Below are 18830 nucleotides of genomic sequence, written 5' to 3' on the forward strand. Positions count from 1 at the left end.
TCGATCGGTTGCCCTATCCGCAGCCATCGAACGGCGCGGCGAACAAATGTGAGCGCCGCTGCAGCGCACAAGACGCGCAACGGCGGCCATCAATCTGGCGTTTGACGCAGCTAAACATGATTGCACATTGCACGCAATAGCCAAAAGTTCGCTGGCAACGGTGCGTAAATGCCTGCTACCAGCGACCATGACGGGATCACGTGATAGTGTGACCGGCGGGCAGTCATCGATGTCGATTCCAAGAGCGAAATCGCAGACCAGACGGAAACAGCCGGCCTATGCGCTGATCAAGAGCGCATTGGCGAAGCACATCCGGACTGGCGACGTGCCACCCGGTACGGTTCTCTCCGAATCGGCGATCGCGACCTTGTTCGGCTCCAGCCGCTCGCCGGTGCGGCAGGCCTTCGAACAGCTCGAGCACATCGGCCTGGTGCGCCGGTTCGACGGCCGCGGCGTCATCGCAGGCAAGCGCAAGGTCGACCCGCGGCGCGTCCCGATCACGCCGGAAATGTTCGGGCTGACCGACGGCCCCGTCGAGGCGGTGCGCAGCGACGCCTGGGATGCGCTCTATTACAAGCTCGAACGCGAGATCATCTACCGGTCGCTGTTCGGGCGCTTCCGCGTCAGCGAGCTCGCATTGGCACGACACTTCCGTGTGGGGCGCACGGTTGCGCGCAATTTGCTGCTACGGGCGCAGGCGATCGGAATCCTGGAGAAAGGCGCCAAGGCGCACTGGTATGTCGTGCCGCTCGACGAGGAGCGCCTCCGCGACATCTTCGAGGTGCGCGCAACCCTCGAGCCGCTGCTGCTCAAATCCGCTGCGGCGAGGATTCCTGCCGCACTGCTTGACCGGATGGCGGAGCGGCTGCGCGAGGGGATTGAGTACCGCGACCGCGTCGGCGTCGGCGAACTCGACGAGATCGAGGGCGATCTCCATATCCGCTGCCTGGGTTACGGCACCAATCGCGAGATGATCGAAGCGCTCAAGCGCACCCACTGCGCCTTCGTGATCGGCAAGCACATCCAGGTCGCGCTGACCGCGCCGCAGATCGATTCCTTCATGGACGAGCATCTGGTGATCTTCGAAGCCCTGCGCGCGCGCGACGGCGAGGCGGCCGCCGCGACCTTGCGTCGCCATATCGAGTGGTCCCACTCCAAGGTCGCCGGCTGGATTGCCGAATTCCGCGCCATCAACGTGATCTCGCGCGTGCCCTACATGGCCTGAGCGGCATTGCCGCGCGTCGTCGCTGCTACTCCTCGGCCTCGACCTCGGCGCCATCGGCCGAGCCCATTCCGGCGAGGCTCGCCTCCAGCACGCCCAGCATTTCGTGCAACTCGGCAAGCCTGCGCGCGCCATACCGCCGTGTGATCTCGGCGTAGATCGCCTCCGACGTCGGCGCCACCGCCTCGATCAGCTTCAACCCCTTGGCGGAGATCGAAACCACCGCGCGCCGGGCGTCGTTCTCCGCCGCCTTGCGCTCGATCAACGCGCGCGCCTCGAGATCGCGCAGGATTCGCGACAGGCTCGGGCCGAGCAGAAACGCGACGCGGGCGAGCTCGGTGACCTCGATCTCGTCGACCGCGGTGAGCGCGCGCAGGATCCGCCACTGCTGCTCGGTCAGCCCGTGATTGCGTAGCGACGGACGGAACTGCCGCATCACCGCCTCACGCGCACGGAGCAGCGACATCGGCAGCGAGCGTGAGAACTCCCGCATCGGGGCCCGTCGCGACGATGCATCGTCGCCCTGCCCCGGCCTGACCTCATCCAATGATTTCTTGCGTGCCATGCTCAATCCACAGCAACGAAATTTTGCGTTGCAACATGCCCTGATTCAGTTTGCGGGAATTCACTTAACATGTTAATCATCTCCCGACATCCACTTTTGTGTAGCACGCATGGCCCTCTCCAAGGACGATATCCGCGCTGCAGCCGAACGGCTCGACAGTGCGGAAAAGACCCGCAAGCAAATCCGCCAGCTCTCGCTGGAATACCCCCGCATTACCCTCGAAGACGCCTACGCGATTCAGAAGGCCTGGGTCGAGATGAAGGTGGCGCAGGGGCGCGTCGTCAAGGGCCACAAGATCGGCCTGACCTCGAAGGCGATGCAGAGCGCGCTCAATATCGACGAGCCAGATTCCGGCATCCTGCTCGACGACATGTTCTTTGCCGATGGCGGCCTGGTGCCGACCGATCGCTTCATCGCAACCCGCGTCGAGGCCGAGCTCGCCTTCGTGATGAAGCATCGCCTCGCAGGGCCTAACTGCACCCTGTTCGATGTGCTCAATGCCACCGACTTCGTGGTGCCGGCGCTGGAGATCCTGGATACTCGGGTCGAGCGCGTCGACCCCGAGACCAAGGCGACGCGCAAGATCTTCGACACCATCGCCGACAATGCCGCCAATGCCGGCATCGTGCTCGGCGGCCGGCCGATCCGCCCGCTGGAAGCCGATCTGCGCTGGATCGGCGCGCTCTGCTTCCGAAATGGCCAGCTCGAGGAAACCGGTCTGGCCGCCGGCGTGTTGAATCATCCGGCGACCGCGGTGGCATGGCTTGCCAACAAGATCGCGCCGAACGGGCTGGCGCTGGAGGCCGGACAGATCGTGCTGGCAGGCTCCTTCATCCGCCCGATCGAGACCCGCAAGGGCGACACCATCCAGGCCGATTACGGACCCTACGGTTCCGTGAGCTGCTACTTCGCCTGACGCACTCAGCAGGAGCGCTGCATGCCGCATTTCACGATTGAATATTCCGCCAATCTCGACGGCCTCGTCGACATGGGCGCAACCGTCGAACTGGTCCGCAAGGCCGCGGTCGAGACCGGCATCTTCCCGCTCGGCGGCATCCGGGTCCGCGCCATCAGGTGCGAGCATTACGCGATCGCAGACGGCCGCAAGAATTACTGCTTCCTCGACATGGTGCTGCGGCTCGGCGAAGGCCGCGATCTCGCCACCCGCAAGAAGGCCGGCGAGCACATCTTCAAGGCGCTGTCGGCCCATCTCGATCCGGTCTTCGCCAAAGCCAAGTTCGCTCTGTCGTTCGACATGCAGATCAACGACAAGGAAACCAGCTGGAAACGCAACAACATCCACGACGCACTGAAGGTGGAGCCGGTCAATGGATAAAGCCGCCCCGAAATCTGCTGCCGACGTGTTCCAGGCCAATCGCGACCGCGCCAGTCCGCTGCTCGCCAAGTTGAAAGCCGAAGGCATCGGCCATGTGATCGACGGCAAGGTCGTGCCGGCGGCCTCCGGCCAGACCTTCGAGACCAGATCGCCGATCGACGGCACGGTGCTGGCGACCGTCGCGCGCGGCAACGCTGAAGACATCGACCGTGCCGCAACCGCCGCGTCCAAGGCCTTCAAGGCCTGGCGCGACATGCCTGCGGCGCAGCGGCGCGAGCTGCTGCATCGCGTCGCTGACGCGATCGAGGAGCGCGCCGACGATATCGCCGTGCTCGAATGCATCGACACCGGCCAGGCGCACCGTTTCATGGCCAAGGCCGCAATCCGCGCCGCCGAGAATTTCCGCTTCTTCGCCGACAAATGCGGCGAGGCCCGTGACGGCCTCAGCACGCCCTCGGACGAGCACTGGAACATCTCGACCCGCGTGCCGATCGGCCCGGTCGGCGTGATCACGCCGTGGAACACGCCGTTCATGCTGTCGACCTGGAAGATCGCGCCGGCGCTCGCTGCCGGCTGCACGGTGGTGCACAAGCCGGCCGAATGGTCGCCGGTGACCGCCGATCTGCTGGTCAAACTGGCAAAACAGGCCGGCCTGCCCGACGGCGTGTTCAACACCGTGCACGGCTTTGGCGAGGACGCCGGCAAGGCGCTGACCGAGCACCCCGCGATCAAGGCGATCGGCTTCGTCGGCGAGAGCGCGACGGGGTCGGCAATCATGGCGCAGGGCGCACCGACCCTGAAGCGGGTGCATTTCGAGCTCGGCGGCAAGAACCCGGTGATCGTTTTCGACGATGCCGATCTCGACCGCGCACTCGATGCCGTCGTGTTCATGATCTACTCGCTCAACGGCGAGCGCTGCACCTCGTCGAGCCGGCTCCTGGTCCAGGAGAGCATCGCCGAGAAATTCATCGAGAAGCTGACCGCGCGCGTGAAGGCACTCAAGGTCGGTCACCCCCTCGATCCGGCGACCGAGATCGGGCCGCTAATCCACGAACGGCACTTCGCCAAGGTCTGCAGCTATTTCGACGTCGCCAGGCAGGACGGCGCGACGATCGCGGTCGGCGGCAAGCCGCATGACGGTCCGGGCGGCGGGCACTATGTGCAGCCAACCCTCGTCACCGGCGCCAACGCCAAGATGCGCGTGGCCCAGCAGGAGGTGTTCGGCCCGTTCCTGACCGTGATCCCGTTCCGCGACGAGGCTGACGCCATCGAGATCGCCAACGGCGTGCAGTACGGCCTTGCCGGCTATGTCTGGACCGGCGACGTAGGCCGCGCGCTGCGCGTCGCCGACGCGCTGGAAGCCGGCATGATCTGGCTCAACTCGGAAAACGTCCGCCATCTGCCGACCCCGTTCGGCGGCATGAAAGCCTCCGGCATCGGCCGCGACGGCGGCGACTACTCGTTCGACTTCTACATGGAGACCAAGCACGTCTCGCTCGCGCGCGGGACGCACAAGATTCAGAAACTGGGAATTTGATTGCACGTCGTTCCGGGGCGCGAAGCGAACCCCAATGCGCAAGCGCGCATTGTGGAACCTCGAGATTCCCCGGTGCACAATTGTGCACCTGAGGTTCGGTCCTGACGGACCGCCCCGGAATGACGCGCCAAATTGAGGAAACACCGATGCCCGCACCAACACACATCTTCGATCCGCCGTTCAACATCATTCGCTGCAGCCACGCCGTGCTCGACGTCACGGATTTGGAGAAAAGCGCCGCGTTCTACGAGAAGACCGTCGGCCTCCACATTGAGGACCGCGACGACAAATCGGTGTATCTGCGTGCCAGCGAAGAGCACCAGCATCACTCGGTGGTGCTTCGCAAGGCGGCGAAGGCCGCCTGCAACCGGCTCGGCTTCAAGGTCGGCAATGACGGCGACCTCGACAAGGCAGCGTCGTTCTTCTCCGAGAACGGCATTGCCTACGCCTTCGTCGACCAACCGTTCCAGGGCCGCACGCTGCAATTCACCGATCCATTCGGCTTCCAGATTGAGCTCTACGCCACGATGGAGAAGCGCCCGCATCTGTTGCGGCGTTACGACCTCTACAAGGGTTGCCATCCGCAGCGGCTCGACCATTTCAACGTGTTCGCCGCCGAAGTGCAGGACACCGTCGACTTCTACGCCCGGCTCGGTTTCCGCCTCACCGAATATGCCGAGGAGGACGGCGACAATGGTCGCATCGCCGCAGCCTGGATGCACCGCAAGGGCAACGTCCATGACTTCGCCATCACCAACGGCCGTGGCCCGCGTCTGCACCACATCGCCTATTGGGTGCCGACCGCGATGAACATCGTGCATCTCTGCGACGTGATGGCCTCCTCCGGCTTCCTCGCCAATATCGAGCGCGGCCCGGGTCGGCACGGCATCTCCAACGCCTTCTTCCTCTATATCCGCGATCCCGACGGCCATCGCATCGAGCTCTACACCAGCGACTATTTCACCGGCGATCACGACCACGAGCCGCTGCGCTGGTCACTGCGCGATCCGCGCCGCCAGACATTGTGGGGCGCGCCGGCGCCGCGCTCCTGGTTCGAGGAAGGTTCGACCTTCGCCGGCCAGGCGGTGCGCGAGCCCCGCTTCGTCGCCGACGTGCTGGTCGCAGATTAGGCGCTAATACAACGAACACCATCCACGTCGTCGCGGCCGAGTGCGCGATTGCGCACGGAGCCGGGACCCATAACCACCGAATAGGGTTGCCGAAAGAATCTCTAGCCGCGTACCCATTCCGATGGCCGCGGCGTAAGGGTCCCGGCCTTCGCCGGGACGACACCAATGAATGGATTGCTGATGTCAGCCCCTCGCCTCGCCACCTATTCCATCAACGGCGCCACGCAATATGGCGCGGTCACCGACACCGGCATCGTCGACCTCTCGTCGCGCTTCGCCAAGGACTATCCGACGCTGCGCGAGGCGATTGCCGCCGGCGCGCTGACAAGGCTCGTGGAGGATGCCGCTAAGCGCGCGCCCGATTTCGCGCTGGAAGCAGTTGCCTGGCAGCCGCCGATCCCGGCGCCGGACAAGATCATCTGCATCGGCGTCAACTATCCCGACCGCAATGCCGAGTACAAGGACGGCTCGGACGCGCCGAAATATCCCAGCATGTTCCTCCGCGTGCCGCGTTCCTTCGTCGGTCACAACACGCCGGTGGTGCGGCCGCGCGTCTCGCGGCAGCTCGACTATGAGGGCGAGCTGGTGCTGGTGATCGGCAAGGCCGGCCGGCATATCCCCGAGAGCGCAGCGCTCGATCACATCGCCGCGATCACGCTTTGCAATGAAGGCACCATCCGCGACTGGGTGCGCCACGCCAAGTTCAACGTCACCCAGGGCAAGAACTTCGATTCCACCGGCAGTCTCGGCCCGTGGATCGTGCCCTACACCAATGAGGCGCAGATCGCCGATATCCGGCTGACCACGCGAGTCAACGGCGAAGTCAGGCAGGACGACCGCACCTCGCGCTTGATCTTCGGCTTCCGCTACCTCATCAACTACATCTCGACCTTCACGACGCTGGTTCCCGGCGACATCATCGTCACGGGAACGCCGACCGGCGCAGGTGCGCGGTTCGATCCGCCGCGCTATCTGAAGCCCGGCGATGTCGTCGAGGTCGAGGCCGAAGGCGTCGGCATCCTGCGCAACGGTGTCGTCGACGAAGCCACCTAACCTCACAAGCGAGTGGACAGTGCCATGACCTCAACATCCGGCGGCGAAGCGATCGTCAACGGCCTCGTCGCTCACGGCGTCGACACCGTGTTCGGCCTGCCCGGCGCGCAGATCTATGGCCTGTTCGATGCCTTCCACCAGGCGCAGCTCAAGGTGGTCGGCGCCCGGCATGAGCAGGCCTGCGGCTACATGGCGTTCGGCTATGCCCGCTCCTCCGGCAAGCCCGGCGTGTTCAGCGTGGTGCCCGGTCCCGGCGTGCTCAACGCCTCGGCGGCGCTGCTCACCGCATTCGGCTGCAACGAGCCGGTGCTGTGCCTGACCGGCCAGGTGCCGACGCAATTCCTCGGCAAGGGCCGCGGCCATCTGCACGAGATGCCGGATCAACTCGCAACGCTGCGCACCTTCGTGAAATGGGCTGACCGGATCGAATATCCCGACAACGCGCCCGCGCTGGTGTCGCGTGCATTCCAGGAGATGCTGTCGGGCCGGCGCGGTCCCGCATCGCTCGAGATGCCGTGGGATGTCTTCACCCAGCGCACCCAGGTGGCCCCCGTCAGTCCGTTCGATCCGTTGCCGGCGCCGCAGCCCGATCCGGACCGCATCAAGGCGGCCGCCGATCTGATCGCCGGCAGCAAGGCGCCGATGATCTTCGTCGGCAGCGGCGCTATCGAGGCCCGCGAGGAGATCCTTGAGCTGGCCGAGATGATCGACGCACCGGTGGTCGCATTCCGCAGCGGCCGCGGCATCGTCTCCAACGCGCACGAGCTCGGGCTCACTATGGCCGCCGCCTACAAGCTATGGCCGAGGACCGACCTGATGATCGGCATCGGCACCCGCATGGAGCTGCCGACCATGTCGCGCTGGCCTTATCAGCCGGCCGGCCTGAAATGTGTGCGGATCGACATCGATCCGGTCGAACTACGCCGCTGGACCGCCGATGCCGGCGTGATCGCGGACGCGAAGGCCGGCACCGCCGACCTCATCGCGGCCGTGCGCAAGGCCGGCTACAGCAAGACCTCGGGCCGCCGCGCCGCGATCCGCGAGGCGACCGCGGCTACCGAGCAGGAGATCCAGCGGATCCAGCCGCAGATGGCTTACCTGAAAATCCTGCGCGAGGTGCTGCCGGCCAACGCCATCGTCACCGATGAGCTGTCGCAGGTCGGCTTCGCCTCCTGGTACGGTTTTCCGATCTACGAACCGCGCACCTTCGTCACCTCGGGCTATCAGGGCACCCTCGGCTCGGGCTTCCCGACCGCGCTCGGCGCCAAGGTCGCCAATCCGAACAAGCCGGTGGTGGCGATCACCGGCGACGGCGGCTTCATGTTCGGCGTGCAGGAGCTCGCCACCGCCGTGCAGTTCAAGATCGGCGTGGTGACCTTGGTGTTCAACAACAACGCCTATGGCAATGTCCGCCGCGACCAGCGCGAGCGCTTCGACGGCCGTGTCGTTGCCTCCGACCTGGTCAACCCCGATTTCGTCAAGCTTGCGGAGTCCTTCGGTGTCGGTGCTGCGCGCGTCACCTCGCCGGATCATTTCCGCCCCGTGCTGGAGAAGGCGCTGGCCGACGGCGGGCCCTACGTGATCTCGGTCGAAGTGCCGACCGATTCGGAAGTCTCGCCCTGGGCGTTCATCCACCCGGCGCGAAATAGTTAGTTGTCATTCCGGGGCGAAGCGAACCTCAGATGCGCAATTGCGCATCGGGGAATCTCGCGATTCCGGGTTCGATGCTTCGCATCGCCCCGGAATGACGATACTAAATCCGCCTCACTTGCAGCCGCGACGCGGCGATCACGAGCAGGCCGGCGCCGGCGACCGACCAGCAGGCGACCGGTGCCCAGTGCACCAGCGGCGCATAGTCCGGTATCTTCTGCAGGCCGCCGGCGACCGCCGCCATCCGCGCAAAGGTCGCGAGCGCCAGCGCCGAGAACACCAGGCCCGTGACCTTGCCCTCCGCGCCGGTCTCCCCGATCGCAAGCGCCGCGGACACCGCGCTCATCAGCATGCAGCCCCAGGCTGCTCCCGCCATAAACTGCGCCACGATCAGTATGTTGAGACTGCCCGCAATCTCCGCGGCGACGATGGCGAATGCGCCGAGCAATCCCGCCGCGCCCATCACGATCAAGCCGCCGCGATGCTTGACGACAATGCTCGCCGGAAACATCGCGATGTTGAAGCCGATCCAGAACACCGGCATCAGCCATTGCAGCTCATCTGATTTGGCAAACCGCAAATAGAACGGGGCGCTGTTGATGTTGAAGTGCAGCTGATAGCCGAGCGACAGCAGCACCATCGATCCGATCAGGAACATCGGTATCGCCCCGAGCCGCTTGGCCGGTGGTGCGAGCCGCTCCGGCTGCGCCTCCTCGGCGACGCGGCGCTCGATCCCTGAGAACGCGAGCGCAGTCAGCAGCAGCACGGCGCCGGACAGCACGAACGGCAGCCGTGCATCGTGATCGCGCAGCACGACGCCGAGATAGGGCGAGACCGCACCCGCGATGCCGTAGCCCAGCATCGCCAGCGCGGCGAGGAATGGGACCGAGGGTTGCGCGCGATACTTGCCCAGCAGCGTCAGTGGCGGCGCGCGCAAGGCCGACGATGTGACCGACCAGATCACGATCAGCACGATGAGCCAGAATTTCGCGCCCGGCCCGGTGCCGGCCACATAGGGCAGCGCGACGAAGGCAGCGCATGAGATCGCGGCGAGAAAGCCGACGAACACGCCGAGCCGGCCGACCAGGCTCGCAATCCTGTCCGCGGCCATGCCCATCGCGGTGTCTGTCACCGTGAAGATGCCTTGGTCCATCATCAGGATCAGGATGACGGTCGACGGCGCGATGCCGACATCCGCGCACAGCTTCGGCAGATAGATCAGGTAGGTGGTCCAGCCCAGCGTGAAGACGAGCTGCAGCACGGCGAGATAGACGCCGGTGCGGTTGACGGCGCGGTCGGCCTTGGTGGTCATCCGCCAAGTCTAGACCACCCCGCGCTTCAGCGCACCTTGCGGAAGGTCAAATTGATGCGCTGCCGGCCGAGCACGCTGTGCTCGCCATCAGCGAGCGCTGCGACACCGTGATAAAATAGCCGTGACGGCCCGCCCCACACCGCAACATCGCCATGTTCGAGTCTGTAGCGGCGCGGTGTGTCGCTGCGCTTCAGCCCGCCGAACAAGAAGACCGCCGGCAGCCCGAGCGAGATCGAGACGATCGGCGCGCCGTAGTCGAGCTCGTCCTTATCCTGGTGCAGCGACAGTTTTGCGCCGGGCACGTAGCGGTTGATCAGGCAGGCCTGCGGCGCGAAGCCGTTGAAGCCGGCCGCAGCCGCAGCCTCGACGGCGAGCCCGCACAGCACCTCCGGCATTTCAGGCCATGGCTGTCCCGAGTCAGGATCGATCGGATCATAGCGATAGCCGCTGGGATCGGAGACCCAGCCGACGCTGCCGCAATTGGTCATCGCGACCGACATGCGGTGGCCGCCCGGCGTGATCAGATGCCGGAACGGCGCCTGCTTGACGATGAGGCGCAAGGCCGGGATTAGGGCCTCGAACGGCCGAACGAAGCCGCGCAACAGCACCGCGCCGTCCGCAATCACTTCGCGCGGCGGCCGTGCATCGCCAATTGTCTCGAACAGATCAGCAGCCACGCCTGTGCGCACTCACTTTGCGTCGTGGAAGATCACGCCAACGGTGTGGCGATGGCCGGACCTGATCCGGCTGACGCCGTGGCGCAGATTGACACGATACGGCCCGCGCGTCCCCTGCACCGGACGATGATGCACGGCAAACGCCACCGCATCGCCCTTGGTCAGCGGCACCACCTCCGGCCGCGACTGCATCCGCGGCCGCTGCTCGGTCAGCACAAATTCGCCGCCGGTGAAATCGCGCCCCGGCTGCGACAGCAGGATCGCGACCTGGATCGGGAACACGTGCTCGCCATAGAGATCCTGGTGCAGACAATTGTAGTCGCCCTCGCCATATTGCAGCAGCAGCGGCGTCGGCCGCGCCTGCCCGGCGTCATGGCAGCGCTTCAGGAACGCTGCATGCGACGGCGGATAGCTGATCTCGATCCCCATCGTCTGGTTCCAGCGATTGGCTGTCGCAGTCAGCTGCGCATAGAGCGCCGGCCGCAGCTCCGCGATCAGGTCCGGCAGCGGATAGGAGAAGTACTTGTACTCGCCGCGGCCAAAACCGTGGCGGCCCATCACGACCCGGCTGCGGAAGTGGCCGTCGTCGGGATAGAGCGCGGCGATGGCATCGCATTCCTCGGGCTTCAACAGGCCGCCCAGGACGGCGCAGCCCTGCCCGTCGAGGTCGGCCGTGATCTGGTCCCAGTCGAGCGCGTCAACGCGGGCGGGAATGCTCGTGGTTGGGGTGCGGGGGATGGCTTTGGCTGTTGCTGTCATGAGCCAGAGTTTTGCGCATGATCGCGGGAGTCGCCACCCGATTTCCGATCTAGATGTGCCGGGAACGACGCCCCAATTCCCGCTTTCGCCGGGACGACGCGCGGAGAGGGTGTCGGCTGCATCCGCTCCGAGACCTCGCGGCGAGAAATCAGCCCCTGACCGGCAGCGTGACCACGTCATATCCGTGGCTGATCTTCCGCTTCAGCACCGGGTCTTCCAGCTCGAACTCGAAGCGGCTGGCCGGGCGGATGCCGCCCTTGGCCGCGAAGGTGCCGCCGAACATGGCGCAGCCGTCTGGCAACGCGCCCTTGTCGAAGCCGCGCCCGATCAGGTCCTTGACCGGCAGCATGTGATCGAGCGTGCCTTCCTGGTAGAGCACGCGCTGGCCCCCCATCGTGGCCCAGGAGCGCAGGATCAGCTGGTCCCAGTGATCGATGACGTCTTCGAATTCCCAGAGCTCAGATGCCATCGGCTTGTCGCACATCTGCTTCGACACCGTGACGCTGTAGCTCTCGACCTTGCGGTCGGTATGGTCGGAGCCGCAGCCGACGAAGATGCGTCCCTGCCAGCCGATCAGCACGAACTCGACCTCGCCGCTGGAGTCCTCGCCGCAGACCTCGATGGTGTCGGCGAAGGTGAGCCGGCGCGCCGAGCAGCGGTAATAGATCGGCGTCGTCGCGGGCCGTGCGATGCCGAGCGCCTCGAGCTCGGCGATGTGCTTGTCGCGCGCCACCGGATCGCGGCCGGTCCAGCCGGCGATCACGGCCTGTTTGATTTCAAGCGTGAGTGGCGTCGCGACGCCCTTGTCGTCGACATTGAAGGTGAGATCAAACACGGATGACGGTCTCCATTCCGGCCGCAAGCTCAAAGATGCGGCGATCCGAGCCGCCCGCGGCAGCAAGCATCAGGCCGACCGGCGCTTCGCCCTCGCGATGCGCGGGCAGCGAGATCGCGCAGCCATCGAGCACGTTGATCAGCGAGGGATTGCGCAGCGCGCGCAGGTTCTCGGTGGCGAATGCCTTGTCATCGGCGAGACTGGCAATGGTCGGCGGCAGGTTCGCCGTGGTCGGCAGCACCATCGCGTCATAAGGTGCGATGCGCGCCTCGGTCCGGGCGATGAACGAGCGGCGCGCGTTGATGATGTCGATATAGTCGGCCGCCAGAAACCCCTCGCCGCGCTGGATCCGCACCGCGACGCGGGGATCGTAGATGTCGCCCTTGCTGGCCAGCAGGAAGCGGTGCCAGGCATAGCTCTCGGCCGCGGAAAACCCGCCCTTGGTGTTCATCACGCCGACATCGAGCAGTTCGGGCACCTCGATGCGCTCGATCAGCGCGCCGGCGCGCGACAACGAAGCCAGCGCGCGCTCGAAGGTCTTTGCGACGGCATCATCGAGGTCGTCGAGCACGACCGTGGTCGGCACCGCGAGCCGCATGCCCTTGACCGGGCGCGGGGTGACCGGCGTCACCGGCTCGTCGGCCAGCACCGCATCGAGCGCGGCGCAGCAGGCCACTGAATTGGCCAGCGGGCCGTAGCTGTCGAGGGTGAACGACAGCGGCACGCCGCCGTCGAGCGGAATCCGGCGCTGGGTCGGCTTGTAGCCGACGATGCCGTTGAAGGCGGCCGGGATCCGGCAGGAGCCGCCGGTGTCGGTGCCGAGCGCGCCGAACGCCATGCCGTCGGCGATCGAGACCGCGGCGCCCGAGGACGAGCCGCCCGGCACATGGCCGACGCTCCGGTTCCAGGCGCTCTTCGGCGTACCGTAATGTGGATTGATGCCAATGCCCGAATAGGCGAACTCGGTCATGTTGGTGCGGCCGATCACGATAAAGCCGGCGCGCTTGAGCCGCGCCACGGCAGGCGCATCGGCATCCGCCGGCGCGGAATCATCCAGCGCGCGCGAGCCGGCGCGCGTCACCTGCCCCTTGATGTCGAACAGATCCTTGATCGAGACCGGAATGCCGGCAAAGGGCGACGGCGCCGCGTTGGCCTTGCGCAGCCGGTCCATGGCGTCGGCTGCTTCCAGCGCCGCCTCGCGGTCGACATGGATGAAGGTGCGCTGGCCCTCGCCGGACGGATCGGCGATCCTGGCGATGCATTGCTCGACGAGCTTGCGGGCGGAGGTTGCCCCGCTGGCGAGGTCGGCGGCAAGGGAGGCGAGTGTCGGATTTTTGGGCATGGCTTTCACTTTAAGGCTTGCACTTCACGGCTTGCTGGCTGGCAACTCAAAAGGTCTTGCAGCTGATTGTCGCGCGAACCGGCGCCGATTTCCAGATCGGTGGTAGCGCTTCTCTTTTTTTGACGCGTTTTCTTCACGCGAACCGGTGTCCACTTCGCTCGAAAGCGCTTCCGCCGGCGTCACTTCAACCCAAAATAGGCCCGGTGCAGCTCTTCGTTGCCGCTCATCTCGGCAACCGTGCCGGAGAAGCGGATCCGCCCGCCCTCCAGCACGAATACGCGGGTGGCAATCTCGAGGAAACCGATATTTTGCTCGGCGATCAAGAGCGCCAATCCACGGCCCTGCAGGCTCGACAAAGCGCGAAGCACCTCCTTGACGAACAGCGGCGACAGCCCGGCCGAGGGCTCGTCCATGACCAGCAGCTTCGGCTCGGCCGACAGTGCCTTGGCGATGCCAAGCATCTTGCGCTGGCCGCCGGACAGGCTGGAGGCCGGGTCGCGGCGCTTGTCGCGCAGCACCGGAAACAGGCCGTACAGTTCGTCGACCCGCGCGCCCGGATTGGCATGGCCCAGCGCCTGCGCGCCGACCCGGATGTTCTCCTCGATCGACAGATCGGGAAACACCGCAAGCTCCGACATGTAGGTCATGCCGCGCTTCATGCGATCCGAAGATCGCATTCTCGTGATGTCTTCGCCGCCGAGCCTGATGTGGCCGTTGCGGGCCTCGATCAGGCCGACCAGCGATTTCAGGAACGTGGTCTTGCCCGCGCCATTGGCACCGAGCAACAACACGGTCTCGCCGGGGCGGACGTCGAGATCGACGCCCCACAGCACCTGCATGGTGCCGTAGCCGGCATCGACGCCCTTGGCGTCCAGAAGCGATGCTGCATCAGTGGGCATGCTCGCCTCCCAAAAACACCTCGATCACCTGCGGCTCGCGCACCGCGGTCGCAAGCGTGCCCTCGAAGATCTCCTTGCCCGCATTGAGCACGATGACGCGATCGGTGATCTGCTCGATAAAGCCCATCAGATGCTCGACCACGATGATCGCCATGCCGGTCGCGGCGAGCGCCTTGATGCGGCCGGCGATCCAGTCGAGCTCCGCTGGGTTGAGGCCGGCCGCGAGCTCGTCGAGCAGCAACAGGCGCGGGCGCGTGGCGAGCGCACGGGTCAGATCGAGCATCTTCTGCTGCGCGCTGTTGAGATCGGCCGCAGGACGATCGGCGACCTCCTTGAGCCGGTATTCCTCAAGCAGCTCGGCGATCGACGGCGGCGTCCCGGTCGCGCCGCCATAGGCCAGCGCCACCTGGATGTTCTCGCGCACGGTGAGCGACAGGAACGGTTTTGGCACCTGGAAGGTGCGGTTGATGCCGCGGTGAACGAGCTTGTGCGAGGCGACGCCGCCGGAGGAAGCGCCGTCGAACACGACCTCGCCGCCGTCGGGCGCATAGAGACCGGAGATCACATTGATCGCCGTGGTTTTGCCGGAGCCATTCGGGCCGACGAGGCCGAGAATCTCGCCGGGCACGACGTGAAAGCTGAGGCCGTCGAGCGCATGGAAGCCGCCGAAGCGCTTGACCAGCTTGGAGACCTTGAGGATAGAGTTTTGCTCAGGGGACATGCCACCCCCTGCGCGTTGCCAGCGACACCAGCCCTGCGGGCAGGAACAGCACCAGCCCCATGATCAGCAGGCCATAGATCAGCTGGAAATATTGCGGCGTGGTGAAGCCGATCAGATTGTAGATGCCATACAAGATGAGCACGCCGACGATCGGTCCCGTGATGGTGGCAACCCCGCCGAACAGCGCGAACACGATCGCGAAGATCGAGAACTCGCCGGAGAACACGTTGTCCGGATAGAACACCGAGACGTACCAGGCGTAGATGCCGCCGGCGAGGCCTGCGACCAGCGCCGAGGCGAGCCAGGCGATCACCCGCATCTTGATGATGTTGACGCCGGCCATCGAGGCCGACACCGCATCCTCGCGCACGGCCTGCAGCGCCAGGCCGAACGGCGAGTTCTTGAGATAGATCACCGCGCCGACCGTCAGCGCCATCACGACCACGGCCGCATAATAGGCATGGGTCGGATTGAACGTGCCGGTGAGCGATACGCCGTAGGGGCCCTTGGTGATGCCCTCCAGCGCCGGGTTGGCGACGAAGTGCAGCACGGCGAGCGAGGCCGCGAGATTGGCGATCGCAAAATACGCACCCGACAGCCGCAGCAGCGGGGTCAGCAACAGACCCAGCGCCACCGCGACGACGCCGCCGACCAGCACGGCCAATGGCGCCGGCGTCTGCAGATGCATCACCATGATGGCAAAGCCGTAGGCGCCGGCCCCGAAGAAGCCGACATAGCCGAACGGCAGATAGCCGGTGAAGCCATAGATGATGTTCACGCCTTGCGCGAGGATCAGGAAGATCACGAAGTTGAACAGCAGCAGATGGTTTTGATAGACGCCGGGCAGCAGTGCGAACACCACCACCAGCGGCGCCAGGATGAACAGCAGGTGTTTCGAGGCGTTATGCAACGCGCACCCGCCTTCCGAGCAGACCGCTCGGGCGCAGCAACAGGATCACGATCAACAACACATAGGGCAAGAGGTCGGCCCAGGAACTGAGATAGGTCTGCACCAGCATGTAGCAGAGGCCGTAGACGACGCCGCCGAGTGCGGTGCCCAAGGGATTGCCGAGCGAGCCGAGCACGACGATCGCAAACGAGGTCACGGTCGCATCGGCACCGAAGGCCGGCGTCACCGAGCCGAACATGAAGGGTGCGAACACGCCGGCCACCGCCGCGATGCCAAGCCCGATGCCGAACGCCGCCGCCGAGACGCGGTCGACGTCGATGCCGGTCGCCAACGCCTCGTCGCGGCGTGACATCACCGCGCGGGTCAGGGTGCCGAGCCGCGTGTGGTAGAGATAGAGATAAACAAACCCAATCGCGATCAGGCTGGTGATCGCCGCGATCACCCAAGGCGCGGGAAAGCCCTGGCCGAAGATCTGGATCGGCCCTGCCCCGCCGGCCTTGCCGCCGAACCATTTGACCTTGATGGTCGTGAACACGGTGCCGAGTAGCCGGCTCTGGATCGAGCGCTCGCTGGTGCCGGCGAAGATCGTGGTGACGGCTTCGATCACCTGCGACAGGCCGAAGAACAGGATGATCGACAGCATTTCCGGGTTGGCCGAGCCCTGCAGCCGCGGCACCAGCACCCAATACAGCAGCACGCCCGCGAGCACAAAGACCATGAAGGCCAGCGGCACCGCGAACAGCGGGTCGATGCCGGCAATGCCGACCACGCCGAGCGCGATGAAGGCGCCGAGCATGAGGATGTCACCATGCGCAAGATTGACGATGCGCATGACGCCGAACACGAGATTGAGGCCGATGCCGACCAGGCTGAAATACAGCCCGAACAGCACGCCGGCAACGAGCGCATAAGTCATGCTATCGCTCGCCGCCGAAGACTACGTCTAGGGTACTCACCTGCATCACGGCGCCGGATAGATCGGCTTGCCGGTCGCGGTCTCGTGCGGATAGATCGAGACGAACTTGATGTGATCGTGCTCGTCGACCGTGAGCTGGCCGAGCGGCGTCAACTCGCCGATCTGGCCGCCGGTCTCATCCAGCGCGAAGGTGCCGTCCAGCGTCTTGAGCTGGCCGCTGAGCGAGAACACCGCGCGGCGCAGCTCCATCTGGTCGAGACTGGTCGCAACCGACAGCGTCTTCTCGATCACCAGCGCGGTGGTGTAGCCGGCCACCGCGTTGAAGCCGAACTCCATCTTGCCGTCGTTGTACTTCTTCAGCCAGGCGGTGCGGAAATCCTTCATGGTCATCCCGAAATTGACGGGATAATCCAGCTCGGACGGCGGCACGTAGGTCCAGACATGCTCGAGGCCCTTGGCGCCGACGTTCTTCTCGAGCAGCTCGGTCTCGAGGCCGGCATAGATCGCGAACAGCATCTTGAACTTGGTGCCGACGTCCTGGACGTTGCGCAGGAAGGCGATGTCGTTCGGCGCGTAGCCGAAATGGATCACCGCGTCGGGATTGGTGTTGCTGATGTTGTTGATGATGACGTTGTAGTTGGTGGTCTCGGTCGGGACGCCCTGGTCGTAGACGATCTCGATCGGCGCGCCGGACTCCTTGACGAACTTGCGGAACGCGTTGGCCTGGGTGCCGGTGAACTCGTTGGTCGCGTAGAGGATTGCGATCTTCTTGATGCCGAGGCCCGGACCGTCATGGCTGATGAAGTCAGCCACCGGCTTCGGCCAGACCGTCGACACCGGGTCGGCCATCAGCGCGATGTAGGGATTGTCCTTGGAGAAGAAGCTCGCGCCGGTGCCGGTCTGGTCGAACAGGAACATCTTGTGGTCGCGCGCGATCGCAACCGCCGGCGCCGTCAGCACCGATCCGGAATCGGCGACCAGCAGGTCGACCTTATCCTGGGTGACGAGCTGGTTATAGAGCGTCGAGGCGGTCGCGGTGTTGCTCTGGTCGTCATAGGACACGAGCTTGATCGGGATCTTCTTGTCGAACGCCTTCACGAACACGCCCCCCTCGGCGTTCTTCTGCTCGACCCACAATTTGAGCGAGCTGTAGACCGGCATCGAGATCGAGGCGTAGCGCCCCGAGGACGCGTAGAGCGTGCCGATCTTGATCTCCGACGGTGCGTCGGCGGCGATTGCCTGCGTGGCGAATGCGAGGCTGGCAGCGAGTGCCGCGCCGATGATCCTCAGCATGATGTTATTCCTCCCGGGTATCTTGGACGTCTCGTGGACCTGGCTTCGACGTATCTTGGACGTATCTTGGACCGCGGCCCTTCTACGCGCCGGACCGGAGCGACACAAGCATCGCGGCCTTAGCAATTGTGCGAGGGGCGGAATATGCGGCATGCGCGGGACACAGGCCGCTGCGCGGGGCGTGGATGGACCGTTGACGGGCCTTGGTTCGATGGCGCATCAAGACCGTAACGATTTCGGGAGGAGACATCAGACATGGCCGAGCCCGCGCGCGCGAAACCAAAGGCGACACCTGAGACCCAGCATTTCTGGGACGGCACCAAGGCCGGCGAGCTGCGCCTGCAGCGCTGCGACGCCTGCGCCAATGTCTACTTTCCGCCGCGCCCGTTCTGCCCCTCCTGCGCCTCGCGCAAGGTCTCGATCTTCAAGGCCAGCGGCAAGGGCAAGCTCTACAGCTACGTCATCAACCATCGTCCCGCCGCGCCCGGCTTCACGCCGCCTTATGCGATCGCCATCGTCGAGCTCGACGAGGGTCCGCGGATGATGAGCAACATCATCGATTGTCCGCAGACGCCGGAAGCGCTCGAGCTCGACATGCCGCTCGAGGTCGCCTTCGAGGCACTCGACGACAAGATCACCCTTCCCTTGTTCCGCCCGGCAAAGGGGTGATGTG

The 18830-nt window shown here is 65.2% G+C and carries 19 protein-coding genes; 8 read left to right on the plus strand and 11 right to left on the minus strand.

Features of this window, described 5'->3' with window-relative positions; genetic code table 11:
* The first annotated feature begins 229 nt into the window (after positions 1-229).
* Positions 230-1225, plus strand: a complete 996-nt coding sequence (locus BraRD5C2_RS20860) for a GntR family transcriptional regulator (RefSeq protein WP_223970934.1) — start codon at positions 230-232, stop codon at positions 1223-1225.
* Positions 1226-1250: 25 nt separating this feature from the next.
* Here the strand turns inward: BraRD5C2_RS20860 and hpaR are convergent, their stop codons facing one another.
* Positions 1251-1787: a homoprotocatechuate degradation operon regulator HpaR gene (gene hpaR / locus BraRD5C2_RS20865; RefSeq protein ID WP_223970935.1), complete on the minus strand. Its 537-nt coding sequence runs from the start codon at positions 1785-1787 to the stop codon at positions 1251-1253.
* A 109-nt stretch (positions 1788-1896) separates the two neighbouring features.
* On the opposite strand from hpaR, the gene hpaH reads away from it, so the two are divergent.
* The 6 genes from hpaH (at position 1897) to BraRD5C2_RS20895 (ending at position 8496) form a co-directional block, all read left to right on the plus strand.
* A complete protein-coding gene (gene hpaH / locus BraRD5C2_RS20870) occupies positions 1897-2703 on the plus strand; it encodes a 2-oxo-hept-4-ene-1,7-dioate hydratase (RefSeq protein WP_092125092.1) in 807 nt (268 codons plus the stop codon).
* A gap of 21 nt (positions 2704-2724) precedes the next feature.
* Positions 2725-3123, plus strand: coding sequence for a 5-carboxymethyl-2-hydroxymuconate Delta-isomerase (locus BraRD5C2_RS20875; protein WP_223970938.1), 399 nt, complete (start codon positions 2725-2727; stop codon positions 3121-3123).
* Positions 3116-4660, plus strand: a complete 1545-nt coding sequence (hpaE, locus tag BraRD5C2_RS20880) for a 5-carboxymethyl-2-hydroxymuconate semialdehyde dehydrogenase (RefSeq protein WP_223970941.1) — start codon at positions 3116-3118, stop codon at positions 4658-4660. Before BraRD5C2_RS20875 ends, hpaE begins: the two co-directional genes overlap by 8 nt.
* 146 nt (positions 4661-4806) lie before the next feature.
* A complete protein-coding gene (hpaD, locus tag BraRD5C2_RS20885; protein WP_223970944.1) occupies positions 4807-5790 on the plus strand; it encodes a 3,4-dihydroxyphenylacetate 2,3-dioxygenase in 984 nt (327 codons plus the stop codon).
* A 180-nt stretch (positions 5791-5970) separates the two neighbouring features.
* Positions 5971-6843, plus strand: a complete 873-nt coding sequence (locus BraRD5C2_RS20890; protein WP_223970946.1) for a fumarylacetoacetate hydrolase family protein — start codon at positions 5971-5973, stop codon at positions 6841-6843.
* A 24-nt stretch (positions 6844-6867) separates the two neighbouring features.
* The gene (locus BraRD5C2_RS20895) at positions 6868-8496 is read left to right on the plus strand and encodes a thiamine pyrophosphate-dependent enzyme (RefSeq protein WP_223970950.1); all 1629 of its coding nucleotides are present in this window, start codon (positions 6868-6870) and stop codon (positions 8494-8496) included.
* 100 nt (positions 8497-8596) lie between these two features.
* On the opposite strand, the gene BraRD5C2_RS20900 is transcribed toward BraRD5C2_RS20895, so the two are convergent.
* The 10 genes from BraRD5C2_RS20900 to BraRD5C2_RS20945 all read right to left on the minus strand — a co-directional run bounded on the left by BraRD5C2_RS20900 (position 8597) and on the right by BraRD5C2_RS20945 (position 18157).
* Positions 8597-9805, minus strand: coding sequence for an MFS transporter (locus tag BraRD5C2_RS20900; protein WP_223970953.1), 1209 nt, complete (start codon positions 9803-9805; stop codon positions 8597-8599).
* A gap of 26 nt (positions 9806-9831) precedes the next feature.
* Positions 9832-10482, minus strand: coding sequence for a DNA oxidative demethylase AlkB (alkB, locus tag BraRD5C2_RS20905; protein WP_223970956.1), 651 nt, complete (start codon positions 10480-10482; stop codon positions 9832-9834).
* Between the two features lie 12 nt (positions 10483-10494).
* A complete protein-coding gene (locus tag BraRD5C2_RS20910; RefSeq protein ID WP_223970958.1) occupies positions 10495-11241 on the minus strand; it encodes a 2OG-Fe(II) oxygenase in 747 nt (248 codons plus the stop codon).
* Between the two features lie 148 nt (positions 11242-11389).
* A complete protein-coding gene (locus BraRD5C2_RS20915) occupies positions 11390-12076 on the minus strand; it encodes a DUF2848 domain-containing protein (RefSeq protein WP_223970961.1) in 687 nt (228 codons plus the stop codon).
* The gene (locus BraRD5C2_RS20920; RefSeq protein WP_223970964.1) at positions 12069-13418 is read right to left on the minus strand and encodes an amidase; all 1350 of its coding nucleotides are present in this window, start codon (positions 13416-13418) and stop codon (positions 12069-12071) included. The genes BraRD5C2_RS20915 and BraRD5C2_RS20920 overlap by 8 nt, the downstream gene beginning before the upstream one ends.
* Before the next feature lie 179 nt (positions 13419-13597).
* The gene (locus BraRD5C2_RS20925) at positions 13598-14317 is read right to left on the minus strand and encodes an ABC transporter ATP-binding protein (protein ID WP_223970967.1); all 720 of its coding nucleotides are present in this window, start codon (positions 14315-14317) and stop codon (positions 13598-13600) included.
* Positions 14307-15038: an ABC transporter ATP-binding protein gene (locus tag BraRD5C2_RS20930; protein WP_050406749.1), complete on the minus strand. Its 732-nt coding sequence runs from the start codon at positions 15036-15038 to the stop codon at positions 14307-14309. Before BraRD5C2_RS20930 ends, BraRD5C2_RS20925 begins: the two co-directional genes overlap by 11 nt.
* Positions 15028-15948 (minus strand): branched-chain amino acid ABC transporter permease, encoded by a 921-nt coding sequence (locus tag BraRD5C2_RS20935; protein WP_212311150.1) that lies wholly within the window; start codon positions 15946-15948, stop codon positions 15028-15030. Before BraRD5C2_RS20935 ends, BraRD5C2_RS20930 begins: the two co-directional genes overlap by 11 nt.
* A complete protein-coding gene (locus tag BraRD5C2_RS20940; RefSeq protein ID WP_223970969.1) occupies positions 15941-16864 on the minus strand; it encodes a branched-chain amino acid ABC transporter permease in 924 nt (307 codons plus the stop codon). The genes BraRD5C2_RS20935 and BraRD5C2_RS20940 overlap by 8 nt, the downstream gene beginning before the upstream one ends.
* Positions 16865-16909: 45 nt before the next feature.
* Positions 16910-18157: an amino acid ABC transporter substrate-binding protein gene (locus tag BraRD5C2_RS20945; protein ID WP_223970970.1), complete on the minus strand. Its 1248-nt coding sequence runs from the start codon at positions 18155-18157 to the stop codon at positions 16910-16912.
* A gap of 255 nt (positions 18158-18412) precedes the next feature.
* Between BraRD5C2_RS20945 and BraRD5C2_RS20950 the strand changes: the two genes are divergently transcribed.
* Positions 18413-18826 (plus strand): Zn-ribbon domain-containing OB-fold protein, encoded by a 414-nt coding sequence (locus BraRD5C2_RS20950; RefSeq protein WP_223970972.1) that lies wholly within the window; start codon positions 18413-18415, stop codon positions 18824-18826.
* The last annotated feature ends 4 nt before the right edge of the window (positions 18827-18830 follow it).

Source organism: Bradyrhizobium sp. RD5-C2 (genome assembly GCF_019972155.1).
Classification (GTDB): domain Bacteria; phylum Pseudomonadota; class Alphaproteobacteria; order Rhizobiales; family Xanthobacteraceae; genus Bradyrhizobium.